Consider the following 15,115-nt stretch of genomic DNA (forward strand, 5'->3'; position numbering starts at 1 on the left):
GCCTCGTGGCGGTTGGGGTCGGTAGTCAGGGAAGCGTCCTGCTTCTGGGCCCCGGCGAGGACGGCGCCCTGGCGCCGCCCGCAGTCCGGGGCCGCGCGCCGAAGGCGCGCCCTTGATCCATAAGAGCCTAAATCGGCAAGGGCACAGCGAACGCGGCGGTTGCATCGTCGTACGTCTTGCCCCGAGGCCATCTGAGACCGTCTGGGTCGCTGCGCTCCGCATCACGGACCCGGTCGATGATCGCCGATGGTCCGTCCGTCCGGGCGAGGTCGACCGTCGCCGACCATGTCGCCAGCTCGAACCGGTCGACGAGGCGGCTCGCACCATCGGAGAGCAGGACAACGGCAGTCAGCGGGTCTAGAGGCTCTTTGCCGACGATCGACTCGCGGGCCGCGCTAGGGTCCGAGCTGGCCACCCAGAATCCACCGGGGCGATTGCGGTAGCTCCGAAGCGTCTCGACGTACTGGCGGTGAGCATCAACATGCGCGGGGGAGCCTGACGGCAGCGCATCCATCGCCGCCCGGTGATGCTGACCAACCTGCGCTTCGCGGTCGTCACAGATCGAGCGCGTTTGGCCGCCTGATTCCAGGAGCAGGACCGAGTCGGCTAGTACGAGGTAATCCAGGTCGCCAGCGTTCTGTCTGGCGATGATTACTGTCGCGGACGGTGAACCTGGGTGGCTTAGATCGCACGAGTGGCGGTGGAGGTCCGCCACGCGTTCGATGCCCAACTCAAGTACGTCGACTAACGGGATCTCCGGCGCATCTGTCGCGAGATTCAGGACGCTGGTCCCGAGGTGCCGGGAGTACCACGCGACGCCGTGACGGCAGCCCGCGTCGGAACCAACCGGTGTCCCCACGCCGTCGAGGAGAACGATGGTGTTAGTGCTGGCGGCAACGAAGTCCTCGTTGTCGCGGTCGGGGCGAGCCGGCTCGGTCGCAGTAGTGACGCGCATGTCAGGCCTCGGGTTCGTGGCGGTAGACCGGCGTAATCAGCCGTGTCTCGGTTGGTTCGTTCGTCTCGGGGTCGTAGTCGACCTGGAGCAGGGTTGAGAAGGTTCCCGGGCCTGCCTGCTCGTGCAAGTCAGCCAGCTCGTTCGTGAGCATCTGGACCACCCCCAACGAGCCTTGTGGATGGATGCCGGTGAACACGATGACGACTCCATTGCCGTCCGGTCGACGTAGGCGGCTGAGGTAAGCCACGTCAGACGCCGTGGGTGGCTCGTCGTCCTGGCCCGATGCGTAGACGTCGCCGCTGCGGGTGTCGCGAACGGCCCAACCTGCCGTAAGACGCTCGAACTTCAAGACCGGGTCGGTCTCAAGGACACCGGCAACGTCAGACGAGATGCGCGGTCCGCAGATGACGATCAGGCCATCTCGGTTCAGGTCGATGTGACCGCCGAGTGGGATCTGTTCGTAATCGACCTCGAACCCGAGCGAGCGCGCCAGCTCGCCAAGACGCTGGGATGCAGTCACGTCCTCGACGGCGACCACCGGCCGTGCCTTGATCTCGTCCCGCTTGAGCGGTGTGGCGATCCGGACGGTTCCCCGACCGAAGAACGCGCCCTCGGGCATCGGGCCTTGGTGGCGGACCTGGTGAATCCGGCCCCGGCTCAGTCCGGCCGCGTCCGCGATCTGCGCGTAGCTCCAACCCTGCTTGTGCAGGTCCTGGACCAAGGCGCGCCTCAGCCGCGCGAGCTCGGTCATGGTCTGTTGAGCGACAGATAGGCCCTCGGTCGCCGCTCTCAGGCGTGCTGCCGGGTCCGCAATCGCCGCGATCCGGGCCACTTCGTCATCGCTCATGACGGAAGTCTAGGGGTCTCGACACTCTGTAACGTCTAGACCCCTTGACAGTGACCGACGGTGTCAGGCATTCTTGCTGTATACCCCCCTAGACACCGCTCGAGACCGTCTCGACTTCCACTGTCTAGGGGCCTATACAAGGAGATCTACTCATGGCGATGCCGCGCAAGATCAATATCCAGTTCGGTGAGGTTTTCCCGCACGGTGTGTACGCCGTATCGGAGGTCACGCAGGTGCGCGACTTCGATCGGTCGACGAAGGACCGGCCGGTGTACTCGGTCGACGAGGACTCGGGCTTGAACGTCTGGTCGGTCGACGTGATGGACGGTGACCCGGAGGCGCGCAAGGCCGACCGGCAGCTCTCGATCAAGATCCTGTCCACGCAGAAGCCGGTGTTGCCGTCGTCGAACGGTCTGCCGTTCACGCCGGTCGAGTTCGACGGATTGACCGCGACTCCGTACGTGGCGGAGAACGGCGGGCGTCCGCGTCTGGCGTGGTCCTTCCGGGCGACGGGTGTCCGGGCACCGAAGAACGCGCCCGGCCAGAACAAGCCTGCGGCGTAGGGCGGGTGACGAGACGTGTTCAGCATCCGGGGGACCGAGGTCAAGGAAGGGCCTCTGCGGTTCCGTACTCCGGCCGTGGCGATCCGGTTGCGGTGGTGGCTGGTGTGGGTCCTGGTGTCCTGGCTGGTGCGGCTTCCCGTCGTGCTGATCAGGCACCCCCGCACCACCGGGACGGTGCTCGCGGGGCTGCTGGCGTGGAAGGCCTGGACGGTCTACGGACCCTGGCGGATCGCTGCTGCTGCGGCTGCTGTGGTCCTGCTCGGCCTCGTGTGGTGGTGGCGCTGGCCGGAGTCGTTCGCGCAGCGGATCGTCTGGCGCTGTCGTGGCTGGTGGCGACGGCTGGCGGTGTATCGGGGTCTATGGCAACCGACCATGACCACGCTCAAACTGACCGCGAAGTTGACCGAAGACTCGGTGTTCGTACCTCAGATCGTCCGCGTCCGCTCAACCGGGCGGGTTGACCTGGTCACGGTCCGGCTGCTGCCCGGCCAGGTGCTCACCGATTACGCGGAGGTCGCCGAGCGGCTGGCGCAGACCTTCGGCGCGACCGACTGCCGGGTCCGCTCGCACAAACGCAACCGTCGTCAGATCGTGTTGTGGTTCCTGGTCGACGACCCGCTCACCAAGCTGGTTCCGCCGATCGAGCATCCCGATTCGGTCGACTTCAAGGCGCTGACTGTGGCACTGCGTGAGGACGGGCTGATGTACCGGCTGCGGCTGCTCGGCACGCACCTGCTGATCGCGGGTGCGACCGGCGCGGGCAAAGGCTCGGTGCTGTGGTCGATCATCGCCGCGCTCGGTCCCGGCATCCGCTCTGGCCTGGTCCAGGTCTGGGCGCTCGACCCCAAGGGCGGGATGGAGTTGGCCGCTGGGCGGCGGTTGTTCGCGAAGTTCTGTTACGGCGGGGACGACACGGTCGGCTGGGAGTCCGCGTTCGCTGACGTGCTCGACGAGGCTGTGGAGAGGATGCGTGCGCGGCAGGCGAAGATGCGCGGGTTCTCGCGGCTGCACAAGCCGACGACCGAGGAGCCGTTCATCGTCCTGGTCGTCGACGAGCTGGCTTCGCTGACTGCGTACGTGACTGATCGGGATCTGAAGCGCCGGATTGCCGCTGCGTTGTCGCTGCTGTTGTCGCAGGGTCGTGCTGCCGGTGTCACCGTCGTCGGTGCGCTTCAGGACCCGCGCAAGGAGGTGCTGCCGTTCCGCGACCTGTTCCCAACCCGGCTCGCCCTCCGGGTGGCTGAGGCTGCTCAGGTCGGGTTGGTCCTGGCCGAGGGGGCTCGGGCTCGTGGTGCTCGCTGCGACGAGATCCCGGAGTCGCTGCCGGGAGTCGGCTATGTCGGCATCGATGGTGAGGCTGAACCGGTCCGAGTTCGCTTCCCGTTCCACTCCGACGACGACGTAGCCGCTCTGGTCGAGCGGTACGCCCCAGTCGATGCCAGTGGCAACGCTCGCGAGTCGGTGCGGCCAGTTGAGGAGGTGGCCGCATGACGCGCCCACAGATCCCCGGACAGATCGAGCTCGTGTTCGACGTCCCGTCCCTGAGTGACGAGCTGCGCGCCGAACTCGCCGCACACGTCGTACCCGGCTGGCAAGCCATGGGCGCGTGCCGCTCGATTGCTGACGACACCTGGTTTCCCGAGGACACCGACACCAACGGCAAGGCCGCCGCGCTCGACCGTTGCGGGTTCTGCCCGGTCCGCCGTTCCTGCCTCGCTCACGCGCTGTCGACCGGGGAGGAGTACGGCGTCTGGGGCGGTACCACCGAGCTGCAACGTGACGTGCTCGTTCGGGATCTGGTCGACGGCGCTGAGGTTGTCGATGCGCTCGACGGCGCAACCCTGCTCCCCGAATACCTCTGGAGGCAAGCGTCATGATGTCGTCCCTGGGCCAGGTCGCGCCCGACGTGCTGCACGACCTGGCCGTCCGCAACGGCGTCTGTGTCAGGCCCGTGCTGTCCCGGATGACCGACACTGCGACCGGTGAGCAGCTCGTGGTGCCGATCCCGTGCGGCTCCACTCAGGAGCGCCAGTGCCCGCCGTGTGCCGAGCGTGCGCGCAAGCTTCGGATGCAGCAGTGTCGCGAGGGCTGGCACCGCGACGAGATCCTCAGCGACGATCCGGCCGACCTAGTCGATGAGGTCTCCGCGGCTTCGGATGACGACTCCGAAGAGGACTCCGAGAACGACGAGGAAACTCCCGCAGAGGAGGACGAATCGGCACGTCGGGTCCGCTCGACCCGCCGCCGCCAGGATGCTCCCGACCTGCCCCGGGTGCCGATGGACAACCGCACCGTCGGTACGACGTTCACCGCTCCGAACGGGCGCACCTACCGGCCGTCGATGTTCCTCACCTTGACTCTTCCGTCGTACGGCAAGGTCGGTCCGGACGGCACGCCACGTGATCCCGAGTCGTACGACTATCACCGGGCCGCGATGGACGCGCTGCACTTCCCGAAGCTCGTTGACCGGTTCTGGCAGAACCTGCGTCGCTGCGCCGGGTACAAGGTCCAGTACTTCGCCACCGTCGAAGCACAGCACCGCCTCGCACCGCACCTGCACGCCGCCGTCCGGGGCGTCATCCCGCGCCAGGTCGTCAAAGAGGTTGCTGCCGCGACCTACCACCAGCTCTGGTGGCCGCAGTGCTCCGAACCGGTGTACGTCGGCGACGACCTGCCCCGGTGGGACGACTACGCCGGCGCTTTTCTGGACCCCCATACGCACGCACCGCTGCCGAGCTGGGAACAGGCTCTCGACGCGATCGACGACGACCCGGCCGCGACGCCCGCGCACGTGGTCAAACTCGGGACCCAGGTCGACTACCAAGGCATCATCGCCGACGCTGACGAGAAGGTCGGCAAGGCGATCGGCTACCTGACCAAGTACCTCGCCAAGTCCATCGCGGACACCTACGGCGACGACGACACGATCACCACCGCGCAAGCGATCCACCTGGACCGGCTGCACCGTGAGGTCCGGTGGCTGCCCTGCTCGCCGTCCTGCTCGAACTGGCTCCGCTTCGGCGTGCAGCCCAAGGACGCCGAAGCGGGCATGCGGCCGGGTTGGTGCCCCTCCAAGGCTCACGACAGGCATCACCTGGGGCTTGGTGGCCGCCGCGTCCTCGTGTCGCGTCAGTGGACCGGCAAGACCCTCTCAGACCACCGCGCCGACCGCGCCGAAGTCGTCCGGCAGACCCTCGCCGCTGCTGGCGTCGACATGCACGACACCGACCGGTACGCCGCGACCACCGCGCTCGAGGACGGCACACCCCGGTTCATCTGGTCGCCCGTCGACCGCAACAACGACGACGACCTACCCACCTGGCACGGCGTACTCGCTCGCGGCATTCAGGAACGCATCCGATGGCGGTCCGAGTACGAGCAAGCCAAGCAACGCGCTGCCAACGCACCACCCGCCGACGCCTGTTCGGCAACTGCAACCGACACCGCCGACTCGGCGGCATGACCTGGGAGATCACGATGGAACGACTGCTGACAGTGGAGCAGGCCGCGCCGTACCTCGGTGCGAGGTCGGAACGCATGGCGCGGCGACTGATCGCGCAACGTCGCATCCGGTTCGTCCGGGTCGGCCGGAACGTCCGTATCCCTGAATCGGCAATCACCGAGTACGTCAAGGCGAACACGGTGGAGCCGGTGACCCGGGGGAGGGCGGCCTAGTGGCGAACAAGCCTGGCAAGCGCCGGTTCGGCAACGTCCGCAAGCTGAAGTCCGGTCGGTATCAGGCCAGCTACCTCGGCCCGGATGGTGTCCGCCGGTTTGCGCCGAACACGTTCGCAGACGAGACCACGGCCGATCGGTGGCTGACGGTCCGACAGGCGGATCTGATCCGGGGCGAGTGGAACGATCCCGACCTGGCCCGGATCGCGTTCGGCAACTACGGGACGAGCTGGATCGATGAGCACGAGATGAGCCCGACCACGCGGGAGCTGTACAAGATCCTGTTCCGGCTGCACATCGAGCCCTTCCTCGGGAAGAAGGAGCTGGGCAAGATCGGCCCGGAAACCATCCGCAAGTGGCGCAAGGATCTGCAGGAGGCGGGGCGATCGGCTGACACCGTGGCCAAGTCGTACCGGCTGGTTCGGGCCATCATGACGACGGCTGTCGATGACGAGCGGATCAAGCGGAACCCGTGCCGGATCAAAGGGGCGGACACGGCCGCACGAGCTGAGCGGCCGGTTGCGACGGTGAAACAGGTGTATGCGCTGGCTGAGGCGATCGGTCCGCGCTTCCGCGTGTTCATCCTGGCCGCTGCGCTGACCGGCCTGCGCTGGGGTGAGCTGATCGCGCTTCGCCGGATGGATGTGGACCTGGACGAGGCAGAGATCCGGGTGCAACGGAGCATCGCGGAGCTGAACGGCGGCAAACTCATCGTCAAGGGGCCGAAGTCGGCTGCTGGTCGCCGCACAGTGCCGATCCCGGCCGTCTTGGTGGATGAGCTCCGGGTGCACCTTCGGAATCATGTCGAGCCGGGCGCGGACAGCCTTGTGTTCACTGGGCCGCGTGGCGGTACTCCGAAGCGGGGGAGCTGGCGGTCGACGGTGAAGTGGACTGCGACGGTCAAGAAGGTGGGGCTGCCTGCCGGGTTCCACTTCCATGACCTGCGTCACACGGGTAACCACCTGGCCTCGAAGAGTGGCGCGTCGACCAAGGAGCTGATGCACCGGATGGGCCACGGCTCGATGAGGGCGGCGCTCATCTACCAGCACAACACCGACGAGCGGGCTCGGGAGATCGCTGCACGCCTGAACGACATAGTCGCTCGCGAGACCAAGGGTGATGACGAGGACGGCGCGGCCGGGGTGCTGGTGCCGAGTCCCTAATCGCTGACTAATCGCTGGCGGCCTGAGCTGGCCCCAACGTGAGAGAAGGCCCCCAGCCTCGGAATCCCTGCGGCTGGGGGCCTTCTGCTGCCCGAGCGGGTGACGAGAATCGAACTCGCGTAGCTAGTTTGGAAGACTAGGGCTCTACCATTGAGCTACACCCGCGGTGCTCGGACATGATTCCATACGGACCCGGTCGGACTCAAAACGGTATTGGCCGGGGTGGTGGCGCGAGCACTGGTTCGGGTCGACTAGACTCGTGCGGTCACTGCGGGGCGTAGCGTAGTGGCTAGCGCGCCTGCTTTGGGAGCAGGAGACCGCAGGTTCGAGTCCTGTCGCCCCGACAAACCCCCTGCAGCACTGCTGCGGTCCGGGCTGTCGCCCTGGCTTGCAATGTCACCGAATCAAGGAGAACCGCCACCGTGAAGAGCACCGTCGAGTCCTTGAGCCCGACGAAGGTCAAGCTCATTGTCGAGGTGCCGTTCGAGGAGCTCAAGCCGAGCCTCGACGCGGCGTACAAGAGCATCGCCCAGCAGATCCAGGTGCCGGGCTTCCGCAAGGGCAAGATCCCGCCGCAGGTCATCGACCAGCGCGTCGGCCGCGGCCCTGTGCTCGAGGAGGCGATCAACGACGCGCTCCCGAAGCTGTACTCGCAGGCGGTGAGTGACAACCAGGTGAAGGCGATCGGCCGGCCCGAGGTCGACGTGACCGAGTTCAACGACAAGGAGAGCCTGCAGTTCTCCGCGGAGGTCGAGGTCCGCCCGGAGATCACGCTGCCGGACCTGGAGGGCCTGGAGGCCCAGGTCGAGGACATCGCGATCTCCGACGACGAGGTCGACGAGCAGATCGAGGGTCTGCGGCAGCGGTTCGGCTCGCTGAACCCGGTCGAGCGCGCGGTGCAGGACAAGGACTTCATCACCCTGGACCTGTCGGCCAGCAAGGACGGCGAGAAGGTCGAGGAGGCGCAGGCGACCGGCCTGTCGTACCAGGTGGGCAGCGGTCAGCTGCTGGACGGCCTGGACGAGGCGGTCATCGGCCTGAACGCCGGCGAGAAGAAGACGTTCGTGACCCAGCTGGTCGGCGGTGCGCTCAAGGGCGAGGACGTCGACGTCGAGGTGACGGTGACCGCGGTCAAGGAGCAGGAGCTGCCGGAGCTCGACGACGAGTTCGCGCAGACCGCTTCGGAGTTCGACACCGCGGAGGAGCTGACCGCCGACGTCCGGACCCGGCTGGAGCGCGGCAAGCGGCTGGAGCAGGCCGGCGAGGCGCGTGACGCCGTGCTGGAGAAGATCCTGACGCTGGTCGACGTGCCGGTGCCCGAGGGCCTGCTGACCGACGAGCTCGCGGCCCGCAAGGAGAACCTGGAGCAGCAGCTCGGGTACTCCGGGATGACGATGGAGCAGTTCCTCGAGGGTGAGGAGCAGACCCAGGAAGAGTTCGACGAGGACCTGAAGAAGCGCTCCGAGGACGCGATCAAGGCGCAGTTCGTGCTGGACCTGGTGGCCGAGCAGCAGGACCTGAGTGTCAACGACCAGGAGCTGACCGAGCACATCGTCCGGCACGCGCAGCGTTCCGGCGTCAGCCCGGACCAGTTCGCGCAGCACGCGGTCGAGAACAACCTGGTCCCGAGCCTGGTGTCCGAGGTCGTCCGCGGCAAGGCGCTCGCCTACCTGGTCGAGAACGCGAAGGTCACCGATGCGTCCGGCAACACGGTCGAGCTGAAGACCCTGCAGCCCGACGGCACGTACGCCGACCCGGAGGCGGAGAGCGCCGACGAGGCGCCCGACGCCGAGGCCCCGGTCGAGGAGCCCGCGAAGGCCTGATCGATGCCGTAGCGGCCCGGGACCCCAGCAGGGGTTCCGGGCCGTTCGCATTTTGCGAACCGGCTGCAAGGAAACCGACAGTTGGACCGCCTAGCGTGGCCGGTGAAACGATTTCCGGGCGAGGAGGCGGTGTGGCCGTGCTGCTGGAGGAGCCCGAGGTCGACCGGCCGGAGCTCCGCGAAGTCCCTGACGAGGCAGCTGTCGACGAGCAGGGGTCCGTCGTCCTGTGCGGGTGGTGAAAAGCGCGCCGAATTCGCTCACAGCAGACGAAACGGGCGGTGAGGTGCGCCGTGAGCGAACACCTACGGCCCAGCCTTAGGTCTGTCGCCGCCGACCAGTAATGTCGGGTTCGTGAACGAGACATTTGCAGCCAGCCCCACCGCCGCGGGCGGCAACGGATCCGGCGGACAAGACGACGACATCTACCGCGAGCTGCGGAAAAACCGGATCATCTTCCTGGGCTCCGAGGTTCGCGACGACAACTCGAACGCGATCATCGCGCAGATGCTGCTGCTGAACGCTCAGGATCCCAGCGCGGACATCTGGCTGTACATCAACTCGCCGGGTGGCTCGGTGGACTCCGGCATGGCGATCTACGACACCATGCAGTGGATCTCCAACGACGTCGCCACCGTCGGGATGGGTCTGGCGGCCTCCATGGGCCAGTTCCTGCTCTGCGCCGGCGCGAAGGGCAAGCGCTACTCGCTGCCGCACGCGCGGATCATGATGCACCAGCCGTCCGGCGGTATGGGTGGTACGGCGTCCGACATCAAGATCCAGGCCGAGCAGTCGCTGCATCTGAAGGCGCTGCTGTTCAAGCTGATCGCCGAGCACACCGGCCAGCCGCTCGAGCAGGTCGAGAACGACGCGGACCGCGACCGCTGGTTCACCGCCGAGGCGGCCAAGGAGTACGGCTTCATCGACCACGTCGTCACCAGCGCCGCCCAGCTGAGCCAGGGCAGCCCGAACTCCTGATCTCCCACTCCGTCAGTTAAGGACGCACCATGAACTACTTCATCCCGCAGTGGGAGGAGCGCACGTCGTACGGCATGCGCCGCATCGATCCCTACACGAAGCTGTTCGAGGACCGCATCATCTTCCTCGGCACGCCGATCACCGACGAGATCGCGAACGCGGTGATGGCACAGCTGCTGTGCCTGCAGTCGATGGACTCCGACCGCGACATCAGCATCTACATCAACTCTCCGGGCGGCTCGTTCACGGCGCTGACCGCGATCTACGACACCGTCCGCTACATCAAGCCGGATGTGCAGACGGTCTGCCTCGGCCAGGCGGCTTCCGCGGCGGCGGTGCTGCTCGCGGCCGGTACGCCGGGCAAGCGCCTCGCCCTGCCGAACAGCCGGATCATCATCCACCAGCCGGCCACCGAGGGCACCTACGGCCAGTCCTCCGACATCGAGATCCAGGCGAACGAGATTCTCCGCCTGCGCTCGCTGCTGGAGACCATGATCGCCGACGCCAGCGGCAAGTCGCGCGAGGAGGTCTCCCGGGACATCGAGCGGGACAAGTTCCTGACCGCCGAGCAGGCCATCGAGTACGGCCTGATCGACGACGTCCTGCAGACCCTCAAGACCCCGGTCCCGGCCGGCGTCTGACCCGGCCGACGGGCTGTCAAGAGCTCGACGCGTTCGCCACCGGCGTAGTCACAACCCGGTGGCGAGCGCGGTTTTTTAGCCCGCGACGGGGTACCGTCGAAACGGTCCGACTGCGCATAGAAGGGATCTGTCCCGGTGGCACGCATTGGTGACGGCGGCGACCTGCTGAAGTGCTCGTTCTGCGGGAAGAGCCAGAAGCAGGTCAAGAAGCTCATCGCCGGTCCCGGCGTCTACATCTGCGACGAATGCATCGATCTCTGTAACGAGATCATCGAGGAGGAGCTGAACGAGGGCTCCGAGGTCGGTCTCACCGAGCTCCCGAAGCCGCGGGAGATCTACGACTTCCTCAACGCGTACGTCGTCGGACAGGACGTGGCGAAGAAGGCGCTCGCGGTAGCGGTGTACAACCACTACAAGCGGGTTCGCGACGGTCAGGGCGCCTCGAGCGCGGGCCGGCACGCGAAGGACGAGGCCGTCGAACTGGCCAAGTCCAACATCTTGCTGATCGGCCCGACGGGCTGCGGCAAGACCTACCTCGCCCAGACGCTGGCCCGGATGCTCAACGTCCCGTTCGCGATCGCGGACGCGACGGCGCTGACCGAGGCCGGATATGTCGGCGAGGACGTCGAGAACATCCTGCTCAAGCTGATCCAGGCGGCCGACTACGACGTCAAGAAGGCCGAGACCGGGATCATCTACATCGACGAGGTCGACAAGATCGCCCGCAAGAGCGAGAACCCGTCGATCACCCGCGACGTCTCCGGTGAGGGCGTCCAGCAGGCGCTGCTGAAGATCCTGGAAGGCACCACCGCGAGTGTCCCGCCGCAGGGCGGCCGCAAGCACCCGCACCAGGAGTTCATCCAGATCGACACGACCAACGTGCTGTTCATCGTCGGCGGCGCGTTCGCCGGTCTTGATCACATGGTCGAGCAGCGGGTCGGCAAGAAGACCCTCGGCTTCAACACCTCGCGCGAGCCGGAGAAGCCGAAGGAGCTCGGTGGGTACGCCGACGTCATGCCGGAGGACCTGCTCAAGTTCGGGCTGATCCCGGAGTTCATCGGCCGGCTCCCGGTCATCACGACGGTGTCGCCGCTGGACCGCGAGGCGCTGATCAAGATCCTGTCGGAGCCGAAGAACGCGCTGGTCAAGCAGTACCGGCGGCTGTTCGAGATCGACAACGTCGAGCTGGAGTTCAGCGACGACGCGGTCGAGGCGATCGCGGACCAGGCGCTGCTGCGCGGCACCGGCGCCCGTGGTCTGCGGGCGATCATGGAAGAGGTTCTCCTCAACGTGATGTACGAGGTGCCTAGCCGCGAGGACGTCGCCAAGGTCGTCGTGACCGGCGACGTCGTCCTGGAGAACGTCAACCCGACGTTGATCCCGCGCGACCAGATCGAGCGCACCAAGCGCCGCGAGAAAAGCGCGTAACAGAGCCCGACGAATGGAGGCCGGAGTCCGCTGCAGAGCGGACCTCCGGCCTCCTTCTCGTCTACAGGCAACGAACCACGGAAGCTACCTGATGGTCACTCGGTGAGGGCGGCAGCGATCGAGTCGGCGATCGGTGTGGTGGGGCGGCCGATCAGGCGGGTGAGGTGGCTGCCGCGGCCGGCGAGCAGGCCGCGCGCGATCGCGGCGTCGACGTCTACGAGGATCGGCGCGAACCCCTCCGGCACCCCGGCCCCGATCAGGATCTGCAGATGCGCCTCAGCCGGAACGTTGTTGTAGGCAACATTCTTCCCGGACTGCCGGGTGAGCTCGGCGGCGTACTCCGTCAGCGTCCATGCGACGTCGCCGTTCAGTTCGTAGGCCTTCTTCTCGTGGCCGTCCCCGGCCAGTACGACGGCCGCCGCGGCCGCGTAGTCCCGGCGCGCTGCCGACCCGATCCGCCCGTCGCCGGCGCTGCCGACCACACCGTGCTCCAGCTGTACGGCGATCTGGTCGGTGTAGACCTCGTTGTACCAGCCGTTGCGGAGGAACGTGTACGGCAGCCCGGAGTCGAGGATCGCCTGCTCGGTCGCGCGGTGATCGGCGGCCAGGTCGAAGTCGGCCTCAGGTCCGCCGAGCGCGCTGGTGTACGCGATCCGCGCGACGCCGGCGTCCTTCGCGATCTCGATGATCGACTTGTGCTGGTCCAACCGGTTCGGCTCGAGCCCGGAGATCAGCAGCACCGTGTCCCCGGCGCCGAACGCCTTGGCCAGCGCGGCAGGGTCGTTGTAGTCGGCGATCCGGACCTCGACGCCGCGCTCGGCGATCGGGGCGGCCTTCTCGGCGTTCCGCGCGACCGCGACGACCTGGTCGGCGGGGACCCGCTGCAGCAGCTCGTCGATGACGAGGTTGCCCAGGTGACCGGTTGCTGCGGTGACGACGATGCTCATCTGTACTCCTAGTCGTTGATGTCTGTCACCGACAGTAGACAGCTGTAGCAAGCGGATCTATGTCCGTCGAGCGCTGATTTATGTCTTATCGTCTTGACGGGCGCGCGTATGATGGTGGACATGGATGTGCTCGCCGATGTCGTCTCCGCGATGAAAACCGGTCCGGCCACGTCCGGGCGCACCGACGTCCGGGGCCCGTGGGGACTGCGGTTCGCGCACTCGTTCGGTGCCACGTTCCACCTGGTCCTGCAGGGTACGGCGTGGTTGCTGCCGCCGGACGGCGACCCGATCCCGCTCGGGCCGGGCGACGCGGTACTGCTTCCGCGCGGCCTCCAGCACACACTCGTCGACCATCCGGACTCACCGACCGTCGACTTCGATCCGTCGGTCGAAGAGCCGCCGCACGGTCAGGGCGCCCGCACGCTGCTGCTGTGCGGGACGTACCGCCTCGATCGCGAACGTCCCCACCCGGTGCTGAGCAAACTGCCCGATGTGGTCGTCGTGCCGGCGGATCCGGGCCGGCACCGAACGTTGCACACGGCAATCAGCATCCTCGGCGAGGAGCTCGACGCGCAGCGGCCCGGCGCGGCCGCGGTCGTACCGGCGCTCGTCGATGCGCTGCTGGTCCTGATCCTGCGGGCCTGGTTCGAGAACAACGACTGCCCGACGGATCGCGGTTGGGCGCGAGCGCTGACCGATCCGGCGGTCGTGCAGTCGCTCGAACTGATCCACGAGAAGCCCGGCGCGGCGTGGACGGTGGCCGATCTTGCTGCCGATGTCGGGTTGTCGCGAGCCGCGTTCGCGCGGCGGTTCACCGAGGCGGTCGGCGAGCCGCCGCTCACGTACTTGTCCCGCTGGCGGATGACGACCGCGGCGCGGCTGTTGCGCGATCACGATCGCCCGCTCGCGACCGTCGCGAAGGAGATCGGCTACACGTCGGAGTTCGCGTTCGCGAAAGCGTTCAAGCGCGACTTCGGCGTACCGCCGGGGACGTATCGCAAGCAGCTGGTTACGGCCTGAGCGTCAGATCTTCGGGGCGCAGTGTGGCGACGAGCTCGCCGCGGCTCCGGACGCCGACCTTGGCGAACGCGGACTTGAGGTGGTCCTGGATCGTGTGCGGCGAGATCGACAGCCGATCCGCGATCTCGGTGGTGGTGTGCCCGGAGATGACCTCCAGGCAGATCTCCCGCTCGCGCGTGGTCAGGCCGTACGCCGCCAGCAGCATCCCGACCAGGTGATGTCCGGACGCCGGCTCGATCGTGACCACGACCTCCTCGTCGTTGTCCCCGAGCAACCGGCTGCCCTGCAAGACGACCCAGCCGCCCGACGCCGTCTGCACGCGCGCCTGGAACGTCCCGCCGGCCGCCACCTGGGCGCCGGTGACGACCGCGCGCAGCAGTACGTCGAACCGCCCGGGCGCGATCTCGTTCAGCTCGTCCTGCCAGGTCTGCGCGGCCGCGGTGATCGCCCGAGGTTCGCCGTTCGGCCCGGTGACGACGATCGACGGGCCGACCCCTCCGCGGTACCCGTGCGCGTCCGTCCGTACGGCGACCCGCGTCGCCGCGCCGATCACCGGCGCCACCGACCCGAGGAACTCCATCTCACGATCGCTGAAGTCGGACCCGCTCCGCACGAACCCGGCCGCACCCCAGCAGTCCCCGTCGACGGTGAACGTGGTCCGCACCTCGTGCTCGATCCCGAGCGGCCGCCACACCTCGTTCAGCCGCCGGTGCCCGACGACCTCGCGGTACGGCAGGTCGGACAGCCGCGCGACCCGGCGGTCACTCCGGGCCAGCTCCGCGAACGAGTTCGGCACGCTGCCGGCGTACTCCGTCTCCGCGAGCCTCGGCTCGTACTCCGAAGGGATGCGCGCCTGCCCGCTGGTCATCGAACTGATCACGAGCGTGCCCGGATCCAGGCCGGCCCAGCAGGTCAGCTCGCTGCCGACCACCCGCTCGACCACCTCGATCGCGGCCGCGTGCAGGTCGACGACGCCCATCCCCGACGTCGCCAGTGCCGCGATGTCCCGGCGTGCGGCCCGTGCCTGGCCCTCCCACATGCGCTCAGTATGCGCCGCCGTACCCGGGCCGACTATCCC

General features: G+C 67.4%; 15 protein-coding genes and 2 tRNA genes. 12 read left to right on the forward strand and 5 right to left on the reverse strand.

Going from position 1 to position 15,115, the window contains the following annotated elements:
* Nucleotides 1-127: 127 nt before the first annotated feature.
* Nucleotides 128-955 (reverse strand): protein phosphatase 2C domain-containing protein, encoded by an 828-nt coding sequence (locus AB0J62_RS07375; RefSeq protein ID WP_363865443.1) that lies wholly within the window; start codon nt 953-955, stop codon nt 128-130.
* A 1-nt stretch (nt 956) separates the two neighbouring features.
* Nucleotides 957-1,802, reverse strand: a complete 846-nt coding sequence (locus AB0J62_RS07380) for a helix-turn-helix domain-containing protein (RefSeq protein ID WP_363865445.1) — start codon at nt 1,800-1,802, stop codon at nt 957-959.
* A 152-nt stretch (nt 1,803-1,954) separates the two neighbouring features.
* Between AB0J62_RS07380 and AB0J62_RS07385 the strand changes: the two genes are divergently transcribed.
* The 6 genes from AB0J62_RS07385 to AB0J62_RS07410 are packed head-to-tail and all read left to right on the forward strand — an operon-like array spanning nt 1,955 to nt 7,203.
* Nucleotides 1,955-2,365: a plasmid replication, integration and excision activator gene (locus tag AB0J62_RS07385; RefSeq protein WP_363865447.1), complete on the forward strand. Its 411-nt coding sequence runs from the start codon at nt 1,955-1,957 to the stop codon at nt 2,363-2,365.
* 15 nt (nt 2,366-2,380) lie between these two features.
* Nucleotides 2,381-3,856 carry an FtsK/SpoIIIE domain-containing protein gene (locus AB0J62_RS07390; protein ID WP_363865449.1) on the forward strand — a complete coding sequence of 492 codons (1,476 nt, stop codon included), beginning with the start codon at nt 2,381-2,383 and terminating at the stop codon, nt 3,854-3,856.
* Nucleotides 3,853-4,242, forward strand: coding sequence for a WhiB family transcriptional regulator (locus AB0J62_RS07395; RefSeq protein WP_363865451.1), 390 nt, complete (start codon nt 3,853-3,855; stop codon nt 4,240-4,242). Before AB0J62_RS07390 ends, AB0J62_RS07395 begins: the two co-directional genes overlap by 4 nt.
* Complete coding sequence (locus AB0J62_RS07400) at nt 4,239-5,828, forward strand: replication initiator (protein WP_363865453.1); 1,590 nt, start codon at nt 4,239-4,241, stop codon at nt 5,826-5,828. Before AB0J62_RS07395 ends, AB0J62_RS07400 begins: the two co-directional genes overlap by 4 nt.
* A gap of 14 nt (nt 5,829-5,842) precedes the next feature.
* Nucleotides 5,843-6,040, forward strand: a complete 198-nt coding sequence (locus AB0J62_RS07405; protein WP_363865455.1) for an excisionase family DNA-binding protein — start codon at nt 5,843-5,845, stop codon at nt 6,038-6,040.
* Nucleotides 6,040-7,203 carry a site-specific integrase gene (locus tag AB0J62_RS07410; RefSeq protein ID WP_363865457.1) on the forward strand — a complete coding sequence of 388 codons (1,164 nt, stop codon included), beginning with the start codon at nt 6,040-6,042 and terminating at the stop codon, nt 7,201-7,203. The genes AB0J62_RS07405 and AB0J62_RS07410 overlap by 1 nt, the downstream gene beginning before the upstream one ends.
* A gap of 94 nt (nt 7,204-7,297) precedes the next feature.
* Here AB0J62_RS07410 and AB0J62_RS07415 read toward each other — a convergent pair.
* Nucleotides 7,298-7,368: transfer RNA gene (locus AB0J62_RS07415), tRNA-Gly, on the reverse strand.
* A 106-nt stretch (nt 7,369-7,474) separates the two neighbouring features.
* Here AB0J62_RS07415 and AB0J62_RS07420 point away from each other — a divergent pair.
* From AB0J62_RS07420 to clpX, 5 genes are all read left to right on the forward strand, one after another.
* A tRNA-Pro gene (locus AB0J62_RS07420) sits at nt 7,475-7,547 on the forward strand.
* Between the two features lie 78 nt (nt 7,548-7,625).
* Nucleotides 7,626-9,026, forward strand: a complete 1,401-nt coding sequence (tig, locus tag AB0J62_RS07425) for a trigger factor (protein ID WP_363865459.1) — start codon at nt 7,626-7,628, stop codon at nt 9,024-9,026.
* Nucleotides 9,027-9,377: 351 nt separating this feature from the next.
* Nucleotides 9,378-10,001 (forward strand): ATP-dependent Clp protease proteolytic subunit, encoded by a 624-nt coding sequence (locus tag AB0J62_RS07430; RefSeq protein WP_134097004.1) that lies wholly within the window; start codon nt 9,378-9,380, stop codon nt 9,999-10,001.
* 29 nt (nt 10,002-10,030) lie between these two features.
* Nucleotides 10,031-10,642, forward strand: a complete 612-nt coding sequence (locus AB0J62_RS07435) for an ATP-dependent Clp protease proteolytic subunit (RefSeq protein ID WP_363865461.1) — start codon at nt 10,031-10,033, stop codon at nt 10,640-10,642.
* 135 nt (nt 10,643-10,777) lie between these two features.
* Complete coding sequence (gene clpX / locus AB0J62_RS07440; RefSeq protein ID WP_134097008.1) at nt 10,778-12,070, forward strand: ATP-dependent Clp protease ATP-binding subunit ClpX; 1,293 nt, start codon at nt 10,778-10,780, stop codon at nt 12,068-12,070.
* Between the two features lie 95 nt (nt 12,071-12,165).
* Here the strand turns inward: clpX and AB0J62_RS07445 are convergent, their stop codons facing one another.
* The gene (locus tag AB0J62_RS07445) at nt 12,166-13,017 is read right to left on the reverse strand and encodes an NAD(P)H-binding protein (RefSeq protein WP_363865464.1); all 852 of its coding nucleotides are present in this window, start codon (nt 13,015-13,017) and stop codon (nt 12,166-12,168) included.
* 120 nt (nt 13,018-13,137) lie between these two features.
* On the opposite strand from AB0J62_RS07445, the gene AB0J62_RS07450 reads away from it, so the two are divergent.
* Nucleotides 13,138-14,037 (forward strand): AraC family transcriptional regulator, encoded by a 900-nt coding sequence (locus AB0J62_RS07450; protein ID WP_363865466.1) that lies wholly within the window; start codon nt 13,138-13,140, stop codon nt 14,035-14,037.
* Here the strand turns inward: AB0J62_RS07450 and AB0J62_RS07455 are convergent.
* Entirely contained in the window at nt 14,027-15,076 is a 1,050-nt protein-coding gene (locus AB0J62_RS07455) for a LuxR C-terminal-related transcriptional regulator (RefSeq protein WP_363865468.1), read from the reverse strand. The two genes, AB0J62_RS07450 and AB0J62_RS07455, sit on opposite strands and share 11 nt — an antisense overlap.
* Nucleotides 15,077-15,115 lie beyond the last annotated feature (39 nt).

This window comes from Kribbella sp. NPDC049584 (genome assembly GCF_040675555.1).
Classification (GTDB): domain Bacteria; phylum Actinomycetota; class Actinomycetes; order Propionibacteriales; family Kribbellaceae; genus Kribbella.